At 70.3% G+C, this 14,745-nt stretch carries 14 protein-coding genes and 1 pseudogene; 10 read left to right on the top strand and 5 right to left on the bottom strand.

Annotated elements, in window-relative coordinates; all coding sequences use genetic code 11:
- Window positions 1-63 precede the first annotated feature (63 nt).
- The 4 genes from ACGFNK_RS38725 to lpdA all read left to right on the top strand — a co-directional run bounded on the left by ACGFNK_RS38725 (window position 64) and on the right by lpdA (window position 4,189).
- On the top strand, window positions 64-1,626 hold the full coding sequence (locus tag ACGFNK_RS38725; protein WP_393423756.1) for a sodium:solute symporter: 1,563 nt from the start codon (window positions 64-66) through the stop codon (window positions 1,624-1,626).
- The gene (locus ACGFNK_RS38720) at window positions 1,623-2,309 is read left to right on the top strand and encodes a SigE family RNA polymerase sigma factor (protein WP_386346214.1); all 687 of its coding nucleotides are present in this window, start codon (window positions 1,623-1,625) and stop codon (window positions 2,307-2,309) included. Before ACGFNK_RS38725 ends, ACGFNK_RS38720 begins: the two co-directional genes overlap by 4 nt.
- Window positions 2,306-2,578: a hypothetical protein gene (locus ACGFNK_RS38715; protein ID WP_386346212.1), complete on the top strand. Its 273-nt coding sequence runs from the start codon at window positions 2,306-2,308 to the stop codon at window positions 2,576-2,578. Before ACGFNK_RS38720 ends, ACGFNK_RS38715 begins: the two co-directional genes overlap by 4 nt.
- Window positions 2,579-2,776: 198 nt before the next feature.
- Window positions 2,777-4,189, top strand: a complete 1,413-nt coding sequence (gene lpdA / locus ACGFNK_RS38710; RefSeq protein ID WP_393423751.1) for a dihydrolipoyl dehydrogenase — start codon at window positions 2,777-2,779, stop codon at window positions 4,187-4,189.
- A 9-nt stretch (window positions 4,190-4,198) separates the two neighbouring features.
- Here the strand turns inward: lpdA and ACGFNK_RS38705 are convergent, their stop codons facing one another.
- The gene (locus tag ACGFNK_RS38705) at window positions 4,199-4,564 is read right to left on the bottom strand and encodes a MazG-like family protein (RefSeq protein ID WP_393423748.1); all 366 of its coding nucleotides are present in this window, start codon (window positions 4,562-4,564) and stop codon (window positions 4,199-4,201) included.
- An 84-nt stretch (window positions 4,565-4,648) separates the two neighbouring features.
- On the opposite strand from ACGFNK_RS38705, the pseudogene ACGFNK_RS38700 reads away from it, so the two are divergent.
- A pseudogene (locus ACGFNK_RS38700) lies at window positions 4,649-5,688 on the top strand (aldo/keto reductase).
- A gap of 264 nt (window positions 5,689-5,952) precedes the next feature.
- Here ACGFNK_RS38700 and ACGFNK_RS38695 read toward each other — a convergent pair.
- On the bottom strand, window positions 5,953-6,723 hold the full coding sequence (locus ACGFNK_RS38695; protein ID WP_393423745.1) for an SDR family oxidoreductase: 771 nt from the start codon (window positions 6,721-6,723) through the stop codon (window positions 5,953-5,955).
- Window positions 6,724-6,856: 133 nt separating this feature from the next.
- Between ACGFNK_RS38695 and ACGFNK_RS38690 the strand changes: the two genes are divergently transcribed.
- Entirely contained in the window at window positions 6,857-8,518 is a 1,662-nt protein-coding gene (locus tag ACGFNK_RS38690) for an alkaline phosphatase D family protein (protein ID WP_393423742.1), read from the top strand.
- Here the strand turns inward: ACGFNK_RS38690 and ACGFNK_RS38685 are convergent.
- Window positions 8,505-9,530, bottom strand: a complete 1,026-nt coding sequence (locus ACGFNK_RS38685) for a Gfo/Idh/MocA family protein (RefSeq protein WP_393423739.1) — start codon at window positions 9,528-9,530, stop codon at window positions 8,505-8,507. The two genes, ACGFNK_RS38690 and ACGFNK_RS38685, sit on opposite strands and share 14 nt — an antisense overlap.
- An 89-nt stretch (window positions 9,531-9,619) precedes the next feature.
- Here ACGFNK_RS38685 and ACGFNK_RS38680 point away from each other — a divergent pair, with 89 nt between their 5' ends.
- Both ACGFNK_RS38680 and ACGFNK_RS38675 read left to right on the top strand, forming a co-directional pair.
- Window positions 9,620-11,038, top strand: coding sequence for a Bcr/CflA family multidrug efflux MFS transporter (locus ACGFNK_RS38680; RefSeq protein WP_393423736.1), 1,419 nt, complete (start codon window positions 9,620-9,622; stop codon window positions 11,036-11,038).
- A complete protein-coding gene (locus ACGFNK_RS38675; protein ID WP_393423733.1) occupies window positions 10,990-12,171 on the top strand; it encodes a serine hydrolase domain-containing protein in 1,182 nt (393 codons plus the stop codon). The genes ACGFNK_RS38680 and ACGFNK_RS38675 overlap by 49 nt, the downstream gene beginning before the upstream one ends.
- 47 nt (window positions 12,172-12,218) lie before the next feature.
- Here ACGFNK_RS38675 and ACGFNK_RS38670 read toward each other — a convergent pair whose 3' ends face one another.
- Window positions 12,219-12,518 (bottom strand): zinc-ribbon domain-containing protein, encoded by a 300-nt coding sequence (locus ACGFNK_RS38670; RefSeq protein ID WP_393423730.1) that lies wholly within the window; start codon window positions 12,516-12,518, stop codon window positions 12,219-12,221.
- A gap of 61 nt (window positions 12,519-12,579) precedes the next feature.
- Here ACGFNK_RS38670 and ACGFNK_RS38665 point away from each other — a divergent pair, with 61 nt between their 5' ends.
- On the top strand, window positions 12,580-13,569 hold the full coding sequence (locus ACGFNK_RS38665; RefSeq protein ID WP_393423727.1) for a small ribosomal subunit Rsm22 family protein: 990 nt from the start codon (window positions 12,580-12,582) through the stop codon (window positions 13,567-13,569).
- 24 nt (window positions 13,570-13,593) lie between these two features.
- On the opposite strand, the gene ACGFNK_RS38660 is transcribed toward ACGFNK_RS38665, so the two are convergent.
- Window positions 13,594-13,833 carry a DUF6243 family protein gene (locus tag ACGFNK_RS38660; RefSeq protein ID WP_393423724.1) on the bottom strand — a complete coding sequence of 80 codons (240 nt, stop codon included), beginning with the start codon at window positions 13,831-13,833 and terminating at the stop codon, window positions 13,594-13,596.
- Window positions 13,834-13,951: 118 nt separating this feature from the next.
- Between ACGFNK_RS38660 and ACGFNK_RS38655 the strand changes: the two genes are divergently transcribed.
- On the top strand, window positions 13,952-14,614 hold the full coding sequence (locus tag ACGFNK_RS38655) for a TetR/AcrR family transcriptional regulator (RefSeq protein ID WP_393423721.1): 663 nt from the start codon (window positions 13,952-13,954) through the stop codon (window positions 14,612-14,614).
- Window positions 14,615-14,745: the final 131 nt, after the last annotated feature.

Genomic DNA, 14,745 nt, shown 5'->3' with positions numbered 1-14,745 from the left:
TCGGGCTGTGGCCTGTCCGGCGGACAGGCCACAGGACCTCAGGCACACCAAGGACGGTGACCCATGGCGGACGGCGCCATGACCGCGACGTTCCTCGCCGTGACCGGCGGAGCGTCGCTCCTCGCCGTCACCGCGCGCCGGCTGCGGCCCAGCGACCGGCTGCCGTCCCTGGAGGGCTGGGCACTGGCCGACCGCAGCCTCGGCCCCGTCTGGACCTGGATGCTGCTCGGCGGCACGATCTTCACCGCGTACACCTTCACCGCCGTACCGGGACTGGCGTACGGGAACGGGGCGCCCGCCTTCTTCGCCGTGCCGTACACGGTGATCGTCTGTCCGCTCGCCTTCGTCCTGCTGACCCGGCTGTGGACGGTGGCGCGCCGGCACGGCTACATCACCGTCGCCGACTTCGTGCGCGGGCGGTACGGTTCACCACCGCTCGCCCTGGTGGTGGCGCTGACCGGGATCCTCGCGACGATGCCCTACCTCGCGCTGCAACTGCTGGGCATCCGCGCGGTGCTCACCGCCGGGGGCGTCTACCCGCGGGGCGCGAGCGGCGATCTGGTGCTGATCGCGCTGTTCGCGGGCCTCGCGGCGGCGACGTACCGCCACGGGCTGCGGGCACCGACCGTCATCTCGGCGTTCAAGGCGGTGGCCGTCTTCGTCTCCCTCACCGCCGTGTGCTGGCTGGTCCTGGCCCGGCTCGGCGGACCCGGCGCGGTCTTCGACGGCGCGGCGCGACGGCTCGGCGGCACCGGAGTCGCGGACTCCGCCCTGCTGCTGTCCCCCGAGCAGCAGCCCGCCTACGCCACGCTCGCCCTGGGCTCGGCCCTGGCCCTGCTGATGTATCCGCACGTGCTCACCGCAGGGTTCGCCGCCGACGGCCCGCGCACCCTGCGCAAGGTCTCCGTGGCGCTGCCCGCCTGGACAGGACTGCTCGCCCTCTTCGGCCTCCTCGGCATCGCGGCACTCGCGGCGGGGGTACGGGCACCCGAGGGCGGCGCCGAGACCGCCGTGCCGATGCTGGTCGACCGGCTGATGCCGGGCCCGCTCGCCGGACTCGTCTTCGGAGCGATCACCGTGGGGGCGCTGGTCCCGGCAGCCGTGATGTCGATCGCGGCCGCCACCTGCTTCGTACGCAATGTGTACGTCGAGTACTTTCACCCCACCGCCACGCCCAAACGACAGGTCCGCATCGCCAAGGCGGTCTCGCTGACCGCGAAGGTGGGGGCGGTGGCGTTCGTGTTCGGGCTGCGCGACCAGGACGCCATCAACCTCCAGCTCCTCGGCGGCGTATGGATCCTGCAGATCTTCCCGGCGGTGGCCATAGGGCTCTTCACGGGCCGGCTGCATCCGCGGGCGCTGCTGGCCGGGTGGGCCGTGGGCATGGCGGCCGGCACCTTCCTGGTGGTCCGCGAGGGGTTCTCGTCCATCGTGCCGTTCGGCGGCGGCGACCAGCCGCTGGAGATCTACGCCGGGCTCGTCGCCCTGCTGCTCAACCTGACCGTCGCGGTGTCCGGCACCGCGGCCCTCGAACGCTTCGGCGTCCCGCGGGGCGCCGACCTCACCGACCTACCGTCCCGCCTGACCGTCAGGCGGCGCCCCGAGACGGGAGCGAGCAACCCGTGAGACGCAGACAGCACACGCGACTGCCGGTGCCGCAGGCCGCTCCGGCCGCCGTCACCGATCCCCGTATCCCACGGCCCGCCGTGACCGATCACATCCCGCGGCCCGCCGCCTCCGGCGAGTCGGCGATGCCCCCGCCGGCCGGTGACCCGACCGGGGACGAGGTGCTGTCCCCGCCCGTGAGTGATCCGGCCGACCTCGAGCGGGAGGCCGCCCTGGCCCGGCTCTTCGAGCTGCACTACGCCTCGATGCTGCGCCTGGCCGTCCTCCTCGGCGCGGACGACCCGGAGAACGTGGTGGCCGAGGCGTACTACCAGATCTACCGGAAGTGGCGGCGCCTCAGGGACGCCGAGGCGGCGGAGGCGTATCTGCGTTCCACGGTGTGCAATCTGACCCGTATGCGCATCCGTCACCTTCAGGTCGCCCGCAAGCACGTCCAGCAGCCGCCGAGCGAGGTCGTCGCCTCCGCCGAGAGCACGGCGCTGCTCCGCGACGACCAGCGCGTACTGATCGACGCCCTGCAGCAACTGCCCGCCCGCCAGCGGGAAGCGCTGGTGCTGCGGCACTGGCTCGGCCTGAAGGAGAGTGAGATAGCCGCCGCGATGGGAATCTCCCCCGGATCGGTCAAGACCCACACCTCGCGCGGTATCGCCGCCCTGACCCAGGCGATGGAGGCCCGGCGATGAACGAAGTGGATCGTACGGAGCAGGCGCTGCGCGAAGCGCTCGGAACGCTGGCCGGCGGTGTCCAGGCCGCCCCCGACGCCTACCGCACGGCCCGCGGCGACTGGCTCCGCCGCGAACGCCGCCGCCGCGTGGTCCTGGCCGTCCTGATAGCGGTGGTCTTCACCCTCGCCACCCTGATCGGCCTCTGGGTCCTGAACCAGGCCCCGTCGGACCCGGGGGTGATCTTTTCTCACGGCGTGAGTGTGCCTCCGGCGGGGGCGGGTTTGTAGATGACTGCGGCCGGGCGTGGCCGTACGGAGGCGTGAGCCCCTGGTGGGGTTTCGGGCGAAGCCCCGAGGAGAGACGGCTGTTGCGCCGTCCGGGTGACCAGGGTGACGGGCCGTCGCCCCTGATGGCGCATGCTGTTCGAGGCCGAGGGCGGTCGCGGCAAGGCGCCGGGTCGCCACCTCTCATCGGAAGGACACCCCATGGACGAGCAGGGTGAGCGCTTTGACGTCGTCGTACTCGGAGCGGGCCCCGGCGGCTACGTCGCCGCCGTCCGGGCCGCCCAACTGGGCAAGAGCGTCGCGGTCGTCGAGGAGAAGTACTGGGGCGGCGTCTGCCTGAACGTGGGCTGCATCCCCAGCAAGGCGCTGCTGCGCAACGCCGAACTCGCGCACATCTTCACGCGCGAGGCGAAGACCTTCGGCATCAAGGTCGACGGGCAGGTCTCCTTCGACTACGGCGAGGCTTACCGGCGCAGCCGCAAGGTCGCGGACGGCCGGGTCAAGGGCGTCCACTACCTGATGAAAAAGAACAAGATCACGGAGCTCAGCGGTCGCGGCACGTTCCTCGACCCGAACACGCTCCAGGTGGCCGACTACGACGGCAACACCCGCACCATCGGCTTCGACCACTGCATCATCGCCGCCGGCGCCACCCCCAAGCTGCTGCCCCGCACCCGCCGCACCTCCCGCGTGGTGACGTACGAGGAGCAGATCCTCGCCGAGGACCTGCCGCAGTCGATCGTGATCGCCGGCGCCGGGGCCATCGGCGTCGAGTTCGCCTACGTGCTGCACAACTACGGCGTGAAGGTCACGATCGTCGAGTTCCTGGACCGTATGACGCCGCTGGAGGACGCCGAGGTCTCCACCGAACTCGCCAAGCAATACCGCAAGTTGGGCATCGACGTGCTCACCTCCACCCGCGTCGACGCGATCGACGAGTCCGGCCCGCAGGTCCGTGTCACGGTGACGGCCAAGGACGGAACCCAGCAGGTGCTGGAGGCCGACAAGGTGCTCCAGGCGATCGGCTTCGCCCCGAACATCGAGGGCTACGGCCTGGACAAGACGGGCGTACGGGTCACGGACCGCGGCGCCATCGACGTCGACGGACGCTGCCGCACCTCCGTTCCGCACATCTACGCCATCGGCGATGTCACCGCCAAGCTGATGCTCGCGCACGCCGCCGAGGCGATGGGCATCGTCGCCGCCGAGACCATCGCGGACGCGGAGACCATGGAGCTGGAGTACGTGATGATCCCGCGGGCCACCTACTGCCAGCCGCAGATCGCCAGCTTCGGCTACACCGAGGCCCAGGCCCGCGAGCAGGGCTACGACGTCCAGGTGGCCAAGTTCCCCTTCACCGCGAACGGCAAGTCGCATGGCCTGGGTGACGCCACCGGCTTCGTGAAACTGATCAGCGACGGGAAGTACGGCGAACTCCTCGGCGGCCACCTCATCGGCCCCGACGTCACCGAACTCCTTCCCGAACTGACCCTCGCCCAGCAGTGGGACCTGACCGTCCATGAGGTGGCCCGCAACGTCCACGCCCACCCGACGCTCGGCGAGGCGGTCAAGGAGGCGGTCCACGGACTCGCCGGACACATGATCAACATGTAAGGGCGGGCGTCAGGGGAGCTGACCCGAGCCGAGCGAACGCTTCCGCACCTGCTCCAAGTGGCTCGTGAAGACCTCACGAGCATCGGGTGTCAGTGTGCGCAGGGCGACGGCTGCCGTGATGATCACGTCGCACAGCTCCGACTGGACGTCGTCCCAGGTGTGGCTCGTACCTTTGCGCGGGTTCTGTCCGGTGGCGCCGATGACCGCCTCGGCGACCTCACCGACCTCCTCCGAGAGCTTCAGCATCCGTAGGAGCAGAGCCTCTTGAGGGGGACGCGAGGGCTGCGCACGTACGAGCCACTCCTGGAGGCGTCCCACCGTTTCCCACATTTCGTCGTACGTGGCCGAGGTCGCCGCTGCGTCGTGATCGCTCATGCCGGCCAGCGTGCCATGCGAGGGCGGCAGCTCCCGCGCTCACCCTTGTCTTCGCCTGCGCTCCAACTCCTAGCGTTCGCAGGCATGGAGAGCATCAAGCACAGGAACGGGCACAGAACACTGGGCCGAAGCAACATCGAGATCAGTGCCCTTGGTTTCGGGTGCTGGGCCATCGGCGGGGAGTGGCAGTCCGTCGACGGGCAGCCCCTGGGCTGGGGCAAGGTCGACGACGAGGAGTCCGTACGGGCGATTCACCGCGCGCTCGAACTCGGCGTGACCTTCTTCGACACGGCGGACGATGGGGGTCCCCCCGCTCGAGCGAAGCCGAGAGTGGGGGAGGCACCGGGCACAGCGAGCGGCTGCTCGGCAGGGCCCTCGGCAAGCGTCGTACGGACGTCGTCGTCGCCACGAAGTGAGGCAACGTCTTCGACGAGGCGACCCGCACGCGGATCGGCCAGGACGACACGCCCGCGTACGCCCGCCGGGCCCTGACGGCGTCTCTGAAGCGCCTCGGCACCGACTACGTCGACCTCTACCAACTGCACATCTCCGACGCCGACTTGGAGCGGGCGGGCCAACTCCGTGAAGTCTGCGAGGAGTTCGTACGCGAGGGGCTCATCCGCGCGTACGCCTGGAGCACCGACGATCCGGAACGGGCCGCCGTGTTCGCTCGGGGGCCGCACTGCACGGCCGTGCAGCACTGCCTCAACGTGCTCCAGGACGCGCCCGAAATGCTCGCGCTCTGCGAGGAGTCGGGGCTTGCGAGCATCAACCGCAGCCCCCTCGCGATGGGGTTGCTGACGGGGTAGCGGGCGGCTGGACAGCCCCTGGAAGCCGGGGACATCCGCAGTGCGCCGCCCGCCTGGCTGCCCGGTTTCCAGCGGGGCGAGGGGGCCGACGCGCAGTGGCTGCGCCGCGTCGACGCCCTGCGTTCCGTCCTCACCAGCGAGGGTCGTACGCTCGCACAGGGCGCCCTCGCCTGGCTGTGGGCCCGCAGTCCGCGCACGATCCCCATCCCGGGCTTCCGCTCGGTCGCACAGGCCGAGGACAACGCCGGGGCGCTTCGCTGCGGCCCGCTCACCGCGGACCAGTTGACCGAGATCGAGGAAATCCTGGCTCGCTGACCGGTCCAGCCACGGCGGTCACCGACGTTGATAACGGGGCAGCCGTTCCGTCGCCCGGGTCCTTCCCGCGGTCCCGCGCGGGAGCCCACCCCATCCGTGTGGCCCGGAACGGCTGCCCACCCCCGTCCCCCTTGAATGTGGATCAGGAAGTTTCGTGCTCCAAATGTGAAGCTCTGGTGGAGGAGAGTCGAGCATAAGCCTGTCACCGGTCCGAATGCGCCGGATGTTTCCATTCCGATTGTGCAGGTTCCGGTTACGGCGTGCTCATCCGCGACCGATGAACGGCATCGTCGTCGCGAGAACCGTCGCGAACTGCACGTTCGCCTCCAGCGGCAGCTCCGCCATGTGCCGCACCGTCAGGGCCACATCCGCGACGTCCATCACGGGTTCCGGAACCACCTCGCCGTTCGCCTGCAGGGCTCCCGTCTGCATGCGCTCGGTCATGTCGGTCGCCGCATTGCCGATGTCGATCTGACCGCAGGCGATCCGGTACGGGCGGCCGTCCAGCGACAGCGACTTGGTGAGACCCGTCAGCGCGTGCTTGGTTGCCGTGTACGCAGCCGAGTGCGGGCGGGGCGTATGCGCCGAGATCGAACCGTTGTTGATGATCCGTCCGCCCTGCGGATCCTGCTCCTTCATCTGCCGGTACGCCGCCTGCGCGCACAGGAACGCGCCGTCGAGGTTGGTGGCGACGACGTGGCGCCAGGCGTCATAGGGCAGTTCCTCGAACGGGACGCCGCCCGGCCCGAACGTGCCGGCGTTGTTGAAGAGCAGATCGAGCCGCCCGAAGCGCTCCCGTACGGCGGCGAAGAGTCCGGCCACGTCATCGGGCTGTGAGACGTCGGCGCGTACGCAGAGGGAGGCGCTGTTTCCCGCCCGGGTGTCCGCCAGGGCCGCCGTCGCCTCCAGTGTCTGAGGGCGGCGGCCCGCGAGCGTCACGGACCAGCCGGTGCGCAGGAGTTCCAGGGCCACGGCGCGGCCGATGCCGGAGCCCGCCCCGGTGACCAGCGCGATCTTCGTTTCCTTGTCGTTCATGGGCCCGCAGCGTACGGGAGGGCCCGGCATCCGGAACTCATCCTCCCGACACCCGTCTGTTGTGTACACGACGGGCTGCCGTCGACCCTGGCCACTCCAATGCGTCGTACAACAACCGTCAGGGGAGGGCCAGATGACACCCGCAGCCCGTCAACTACCGCCGCAGGAAAGCGTTTCACGGCACGCCCCCGAGCTCCGCGCCGCAGCCCGTCACCTCGGCCGGCGCCGCTTCCTCACCGTCACCGGTGCCGCCGCCGCGCTCGCTTTCGCCACCAACCTGCCGACCGCGGGCGTGGCCGGCGCCGCCGAGCTCGACGCGGCGAAGATCACCGACGATCCCTTCACCCTCGGCGTCGGCTCCGGCGACCCGCAGCCGGGCTCCGTACTGCTGTGGACCCGCCTCGCGCCGGCCCCGTTCGAAGCCGGCTCCGGACTGCCCCGGCAGCGCGTCCCCGTGCAGTGGGAACTGGCGCACGACGCGAATTTCCGGCGGATCGCCAGACGCGGAACCACCGACGCGCACCCCGAGTTCCACCACGCCGTGCATGTCGAGGTGGCCGGCCTCGACCCCGACCGCACCTTCTACTACCGCTTCCGTACGGGCCGTTGGGTCAGCGAGACAGGCCGTACGCGCACCGCGCCCGCGACCGGCGCACGCGTCGCCGAACTGACGCTGGCCGCCGTCTCCTGCCAGGCGTACCACGACGGCTACTTCACCGCGTACCAGCACCTGGCCGAGGACGACGTCGACATCGTTATCCACCTCGGCGACTACCTCTACGAGTACGCCGTCAACTCCGTCGGCGGCGCCCGCAATTACACGGACCGCACGCTGCCCGACGTCTTCAACCGCGAGACGGTCACGCTGGAGGACTACCGGCTGCGGTACTCCCTCTACAAGTCCGACCCGGATCTGCGGGCCGCGCACGCCGCGCACCCCTTCGTGGTCACCTGGGACGACCACGAGACCGAGAACAACTACGCGGACGACATCCCCGAGAACGACGTCCCGCCGGAGGAGTTCCTGCTGCGCCGCGCCGCCGCCTACCGCGCGTACTGGGAGAACCAGCCGCTGCGCCGTCCGCAGCAGCCGCAGGGTCCCGACATGCGGCTCTACCGGCGGCTGAGCTGGGGCCGGCTCGCGCAGTTCGACATCCTCGACACCCGGCAGTACCGCACCAACCAGGCCAACGGCGACGGCTGGAAGACGCCGACGCCCGAGTCCGAGGCCGAGTCGCAGACCCTGCCCGGCCTGGAGCAGGAGCGCTGGCTGACCGACGGCTGGCAGCAGTCGAACGCGCTGTGGAACGTCCTCCCGCAGCAGGTCGTCTTCGCCCGCCGCAACCACGCGACGCCCGGCAACACCACCCGCAGCATGGACTCCTGGGACGGTTACCCGGCCTCCCGCGAGCGTCTCCTCAAGGGCGCCGAGGCGGCCGGCGTGGAGAACCTGATGGTGCTCACCGGTGACGTCCATGTGTCGTACGGCTTCGACATCAAGCGCGACTTCGACAACCAGAACTCCCGCACGGTGGGTACGGAGATCGTCACCACGTCGATCAGCAGCGGGCAGAACGGGGCCGCGCAGCCGCCGAACTGGGCGGGGTACCTGGCCGCCAACCCGCACATGAAGCACTACAACGGGCAGCGCGGTTATACGACCGTCGCGCTTGGCCTGGATGCCGCGAACGTGGACTTCAAGACGGTGAACGCCGTGACGACGCCGGGGGCGCCGATCACCACCGCGGCGTCGTTTGTCACCGAGGTGGGGGAGCAGGGGCTCAAGCCGGTGTGAGGTCCTGCTGACCGAGTTCTCCGGGATAGCGGACGCCGATGCGGTCCCGTACCGCGTCGAGCGTCCGCATCACCGCCAGGGTGCCGTCCAGCGGGACCAAGGGAGACTCCGTCTCGCCCGCGCGCAGGCAGCGCATGACCTCGATGGCCTCGTGTTTGAGGCTGGCCCGCGTTGCGTCGGCCGCGGTGAACTCCTCCGGTTCGCGGCCGTCGCGGTGCAGTACGAAGCGGTCGGCGTGGAAGAAGCCGTAAGGGATGTCGATACGGCCCTGCGATCCGGTGACCGAGGCGGAGGTGGACGTGCCGCCGACGAGAGAGCAGTGCAACGAAGCGAGAGCGCCGCTCTCCCAGGAGAGCAGCATTCCCGTCTGGAGATCGACGCTCTCGTCGGAGAGCGCCGCTCTCGCGGTCACCTCCGCGGGCTCCCCGAGCAGCAGGTGCGCGAACGACACCGGATACACGCCCAGATCGAGCAGCGCGCCACCACCCTGCGCCGGGTCGCGCAGCCGGTGAGTGGGCGGGAAGGGGCCGGACAGACCGAAGTCGGCCTGGACCGTGCGGACTTCACCGATGACGCCGTCGTCGACGAGTTCCTTGAGGCGCCGGATCAGCGGATTGCAGTACATCCACATGGCCTCCATCAGGAAGCTGCCGCGCTCCTTCGCGAGGGCGACCAGTTCCTCGGCCTCACGCGCGTTGAGCGTGAACGCCTTCTCGCACAGCACATTGCGCCCCGCCTCCAGGCACAGCCCGGCCGCGGCCCGGTGCGCGGAGTGCGGCGTGGCGACGTACACCACATCCACGTCCTCGTCCGCCGCGAGGGCGCTCCAGTCGCCGTACGCCCTGGGTATCCCGAACCGGTCCGCGAACGCCTTCGCCGACTCCTCGGTCCGCGAGGCCACCGCCACGACCTCCGCGTCCGGCAGATCCACCAGGTCCGCCGTGAACGCCGCAGCGATCCCTCCGGTCGCCAGCACACCCCAGCGCACCCGTTCTGCCGCCACTTCCGCCATCCTCGAACCCTCGCTCCATGGATCTGTGATTCGCCACCGTGTCCGAGCTGAGAGCATAGGTCCAGCGTTCAACCGGCAGGGAGGGGCACATGCCCGAGCAGGGCGGTACAAGACGGGACGAGGACGGGCAGAGCAGCCAGGAGGGCGGAAAGGGCCACATGCCGGGCGCGGCGATCGCTTCAGTCACGGGAGCGACCGCCGCGGACGCGACGCCCGTACCCGCATTGGCGGACGCAACGCCCATACCGCCATCGGGCGTGCAGCGCGGCGTGCCGTCGCCGGGCGCCCGCCGCTCCGTGGGCCTGCTCGTCACGCTCATCCTCGGTGGCCTCACCGCCGTACCGCCGCTGTCCATCGACATGTACCTCCCGGCCCTCCCGGAGGTCACCGCCTCGCTGCACGCGCCCGCGGCCACCGTGCAGCTGACGCTCACCGCGTGCCTCGCGGGGATGGCGCTCGGGCAGCTGGTCGTCGGGCCGATGAGCGACAAGTGGGGGCGCAGGCGGCCGTTGATCGCGGGACTGCTGGTCTACATCGTCGCCACCGCCGTCTGCGCGTTCGCACCCACCGTCGAACTGCTCGTCGCCTTCCGGCTGCTCCAGGGGCTCGCGGGCGCGGCCGGAATCGTGATCGCGCGGGCCGTCGTACGTGATCTGTACGACGGCGTGGACATGGCGCGGTTCTTCTCCACGCTCATGCTGATCTCCGGAGTCGCGCCGATCATCGCGCCGCTCATCGGCGGGCAGGTACTGCGGATCACCGACTGGCGGGGCGTCTTCTACGTCCTGACGGCCGTCGGCGTCGTGCTGACCGTCGTCGTCTGGCGTCTGCTGCCCGAGACACTCGCGCCGGAACAACGGCACGGCGGCGGCGTGCTGGAGGCTCTGCGCACCATGCGCGGACTGCTCGCGGACCGCGTCTTCACCGGCTACCTGCTCGCCGGCGGCTTCGCCTTCGCCGCACTCTTCGCATACGTCTCGGCCTCGCCGTTCGTGATCCAGGAGCTCTACGGCGCCTCACCGCAGACGTACAGCATCCTCTTCGGCGTCAACTCCGTCGGACTCGTACTCGTCGGCCAGATCAACGGCAAGGTCCTCGTCGGCCGGGTCAGCCTCGACAAGGTGCTCACGGTCGGACTCGCGATCGTCACCGCCGCGTCTTTCGCGCTGCTGCTGATGGCGGCGGGAGTCTTCGGCGAGGTGGGCCTCGTACCGATCGCCGTCGGCCTGTTCGTCCTGATGTCCGCGATGAGCCTGTGCCTGCCCAACACGAACGCGCTCGCCCTGATGCGCACCCCGCACTCCGCGGGCTCCGCCTCCGCCCTGCTCGGCACCTCCTCCTTCCTCGTCGGTGCGATCGCCACACCCCTCGTGGGCATCGCCGGCGAACACACCGCCGTCCCGATGGCCGTCGTCCAACTGGCCTGCGCACTGGTGGCCCTGGGCTGCTTCATGGGACTGTGCCGTCCCTGGCAGCGACGCGCGGACCTGAAGGGAGAAGGCAGCTGAGCGCACCGCGACTGCGCCCCGGCACACCGGAACGTGCCGGGCTCGATCCCGATGAACTGGCTCAACTCGTACGGGAGGTCCGCGAACTCACCAGCGGGGATCCGCCCTGGGCCGCCGGCGCGGTGGTGATCGCCGGACGCGGCCCCGTGATCGCCGTCGAGGAGGCGGCGGGCTGGGCGGTGCGCTACTCCGCCTACGACGAGGACACCGGCCGCGGCCTCGAACTGCCGCGCAGCGCCTGGGTGCCGGCGAGTGTGCACACGCCCTTCGACCTCGCGTCCCTCACGAAACTCTTCACGAGCGTCGCCGCCGTCCAGCAAATCGAACGCGGCACGCTCGGCATCGACGCGCGCGTGGCGGCGTACCTCCCGGACTTCACGGCCGCGGCCGAACACGGCATCACCGTACGGCAGTTGCTCACCCACACCTCCGGGCTGCGCCCGGAACTCCCGCTGTACGACTGCCGAAGCGACGCGGCACGGCTCGCGCTGCTGAGGGCGGAGGCACCGGTGTCGGAGCCGGGCGGGCCGTACGCGTACTCCGACCTCAACATGCTCCTCCTCCAGCACGTCCTGGAACGGATCACCGGGCTCCCGCTCGACGTCCTCGTGCGGGAGGGGATCACCCGGCCGCTCGGGATGACAGCGACCGGTTTCGGGCCGTGCCCGGGTGCAGCGGCCACCGAGGACCAGCGAAGACCCTGGGCCAAGGCGGACCGCGGCATGCTGCGCGGCGTGGTCCACGACGAGAATGCCTGGGCCGTCGGCGGCGTCGCGGGCCACGCCGGCCTCTTCTCGACGGCCCGCGACCTGGCGGTCTTCTGCCGCACGCTCCTCGCGGGCGGCTCGTACGGCACGGCCCGCGTCCTCGGCCCCGACTACGTCGAGCTGCTGTTCATCCCGCCGGGCCTGGGCTTCGCTCTCGACCAGCCTTGGTTCATGGGGGAGTTGGCGGGGCGGGGGGCGGCGGGGCATACGGGCTTCACCGGTACGTCACTGGTGCTGGACCCGGCGACGGACACGTTCCTGGTGCTGCTGACGAACGCGGTGCATCCGCGCCGACGACCCGTCCCGGACAACGGCCCGCGAGCCGCGGCGGGGACGCGGCTGGCGGGGGCGGTCCGGGGGATGTGAGCGGTGCTCTTTGCGGTGAGCGGTGCTCCTTGCGGTGAGCGGTGCTCTCAGGACTGGTACGGCTGCTGCTGCTGAGGCTGCCCCTGTCCGTATGCCTGGCCGCCGGGGCCGTTCGTGCCCTGTGCCTGCAGTTGCTCCGCCTGCTCCTTGGTGATGCGCTGCTCCGTGCCGCAGAAGGTGCACTGCGTCATGTACTTCGTCGAGAACGGGAACAGCGGCACGAAGAACAGCGTGAACTTCGTGACACGCTTCTTGAGGGTGTGCGCCGCGGGGTTGCCGCAGCTGCCGCACATAAACGTCAGTATCGCGAGCTGGTAGAGGTATCCCTTGGTGCCAAAGATGATCATGTGTCGGTCCTTCCCGGACTGCTCTCGGTCGTCGTGGTGGCCTCAACCCTAGAATCACCATGTGAACGTCCCACGGTCCCCTGATGACTCCCTGCGCACCGCCCTGGCCGGGCTGGTCGACGGATTGCCGCCGAAGGTGGCCGCGCAGGCGGTCGAGCGGCTGATCACGAACTATCGAGGACGGACGCCGACGGATGCGCCGGTGCTGCGGGATCGTTCGGATGTTGTCGCGTATGCGGCGTACCGGATGCCGGCGACGTACGAGGCGGTGTGCTCGGCGCTTGAGGCCTTCGCGGCGGCGGTGCCCGGGTGGGTGCCCGGCGGTCATGTGGACATCGGGGGCGGGACCGGGGCGGCGACCTGGGCCGTCAGTGCCACCTGGGAGGGGGAGCGGGCGGTCACCGTGCTCGACTGGGCCGAGCCCGCGCTGGCGCTCGGGCGCGAAATCGCCACCGCCAACCCGGAGTTGAAGGCCGCCGAGTGGCAGCGCTCTCGTATTGGAGCGGCGCTCACGATCGAGAGCACTGATCTCGTGACCATCTCGTACGTCCTCGGCGAGCTGACCGAGGGCGACCGTGTCGCCGTCGTCGACGCCGCCGCGGCCTCCGGCCAGGCCGTCGTGGTCGTCGAGCCCGGCACCCCCGACGGCTACGCCCGCGTCATCGAAGCCCGCGACCGCCTGATCCACGCCGGCTTCCACGTCGCGGCCCCCTGCCCCCACAGCGCGACCTGCCCCATCGTCCCCGGCGAGGACTGGTGCCACTTCTCCGCCCGGGTCAGCCGTTCCTCCCTGCACCGGCAGGTCAAGGGCGGCTCCCTGCCGTACGAGGACGAGAAGTTCAGCTACGTCGCCGCTGCTCGCTTTCCGGTGACGCCGGCCCCCGCCCGCGTGGTCCGGCGGCCGCAGATCCGCAAGGGGCAGGTACTCCTCGACCTGTGCGAGACCGAGGAGCATCTGCGGCGCGAGACGGTGACAAAGCGCCATGGTCCGCTCTACCGGGCAGCTCGCAACGCGGACTGGGGCGACGCGTGGCCCCCTGCGGGCGCATAGCTCCTGCCTCGCGGCGGCACGTGTTCACGCAGTCGGGTCCCGGGGACTCGGAGTGGTGCTCGACGGCGAGTTCGCTTCCTGCTCGGAGGCGTCGCGTGCCGCGCGTTCTTCCTGGAGCTTGCGCAGCAGCTCCCGTTTCTGGGCCTGCGGGTCGAGTCGTCCGCCGGTTCGGGCGCCACGGTCGCCGCCGCGCAGTGCCTTGCGGCCCAGCTTGTTGCGGGTTCCGCCTACTCCGAGCATGTTTCCGGATCCGGATCGGGTCATCTTGGGCTCCTTGGTCACGGGTGCGGGATGATTTGTCGAGACGGTACGAGCCGTCTCGCGAAAGCTTGCCCACTCTCAGGCGAGACGAACCGTCTTGTCAACCTGATAAATTGCGCCCATGGTCCAGAAATCCACCCAGCAGCACCAGAGCCTGCCCCCGGCCCCGTCCCCGACGAAGCCCGCCCCCAACTCCACCCGCCGCAGCGAGAAGTCCCGTCGCGCGATCTACGAGGCCGCCCTCGAACTCGTCGTCGAGCTCGGCTACCCCAAGACCACGATCGAGGGCATCGCCGCCCGCGCGGGGGTCGGCAAGCAGACGATCTACCGGTGGTGGTCGTCGAAGGCGGACGTACTGCTGGAGGCGTTCCTCGACCTCTTCGCGCAGGCGTCGCGGGAGGCGGGTGCGGAACCGTACGTCATCCCGGACACCGGTGACCTCGCCGCCGACATCAAGACCGTCCTGCGGGCCACCGTCGACCAGCTGAAGGACCCCCGGTATGCGGCGCCGTCGCGGGCCTTGGCCGCCGAGGGGCTGGTCGACGAAGCGCTCGGCCGAAGGTGCGCGGCCACGCTCATGGAACCGTCACTCCAGCTCTACGTCGAGCGGCTGCACGCCGCGCAGGAGGCCGGTGAGGTGCGCCCCGACATCGACCCGCGCATCGCCCTGGAGTTCTTCATCTCCCCGCTGGCCCAGCGCTGGCTCCAATACACGGGCCCGATCTCCTACGAGTACGTCGACACCCTCGTCGACTACGCACTCCACGGCCTCGCCCCGCGCTGAGCGCCGACCTTCGCGCCGCGGAGCCCCCAATGTGACCAGGGCGACACCGGAGGCAAGCAAATGAGGCTGTCAAATCCCCTCAAAATGCGCGATAGCGCCTGATCCCTGTGTCGCGTATGCATCGCCCCACC

The organism is Streptomyces sp. NPDC048825, from assembly GCF_043198355.1.
Classification (GTDB): domain Bacteria; phylum Actinomycetota; class Actinomycetes; order Streptomycetales; family Streptomycetaceae; genus Streptomyces; species Streptomyces xiangluensis.
This window is presented reverse-complemented; position numbering and strand designations above follow the sequence as displayed.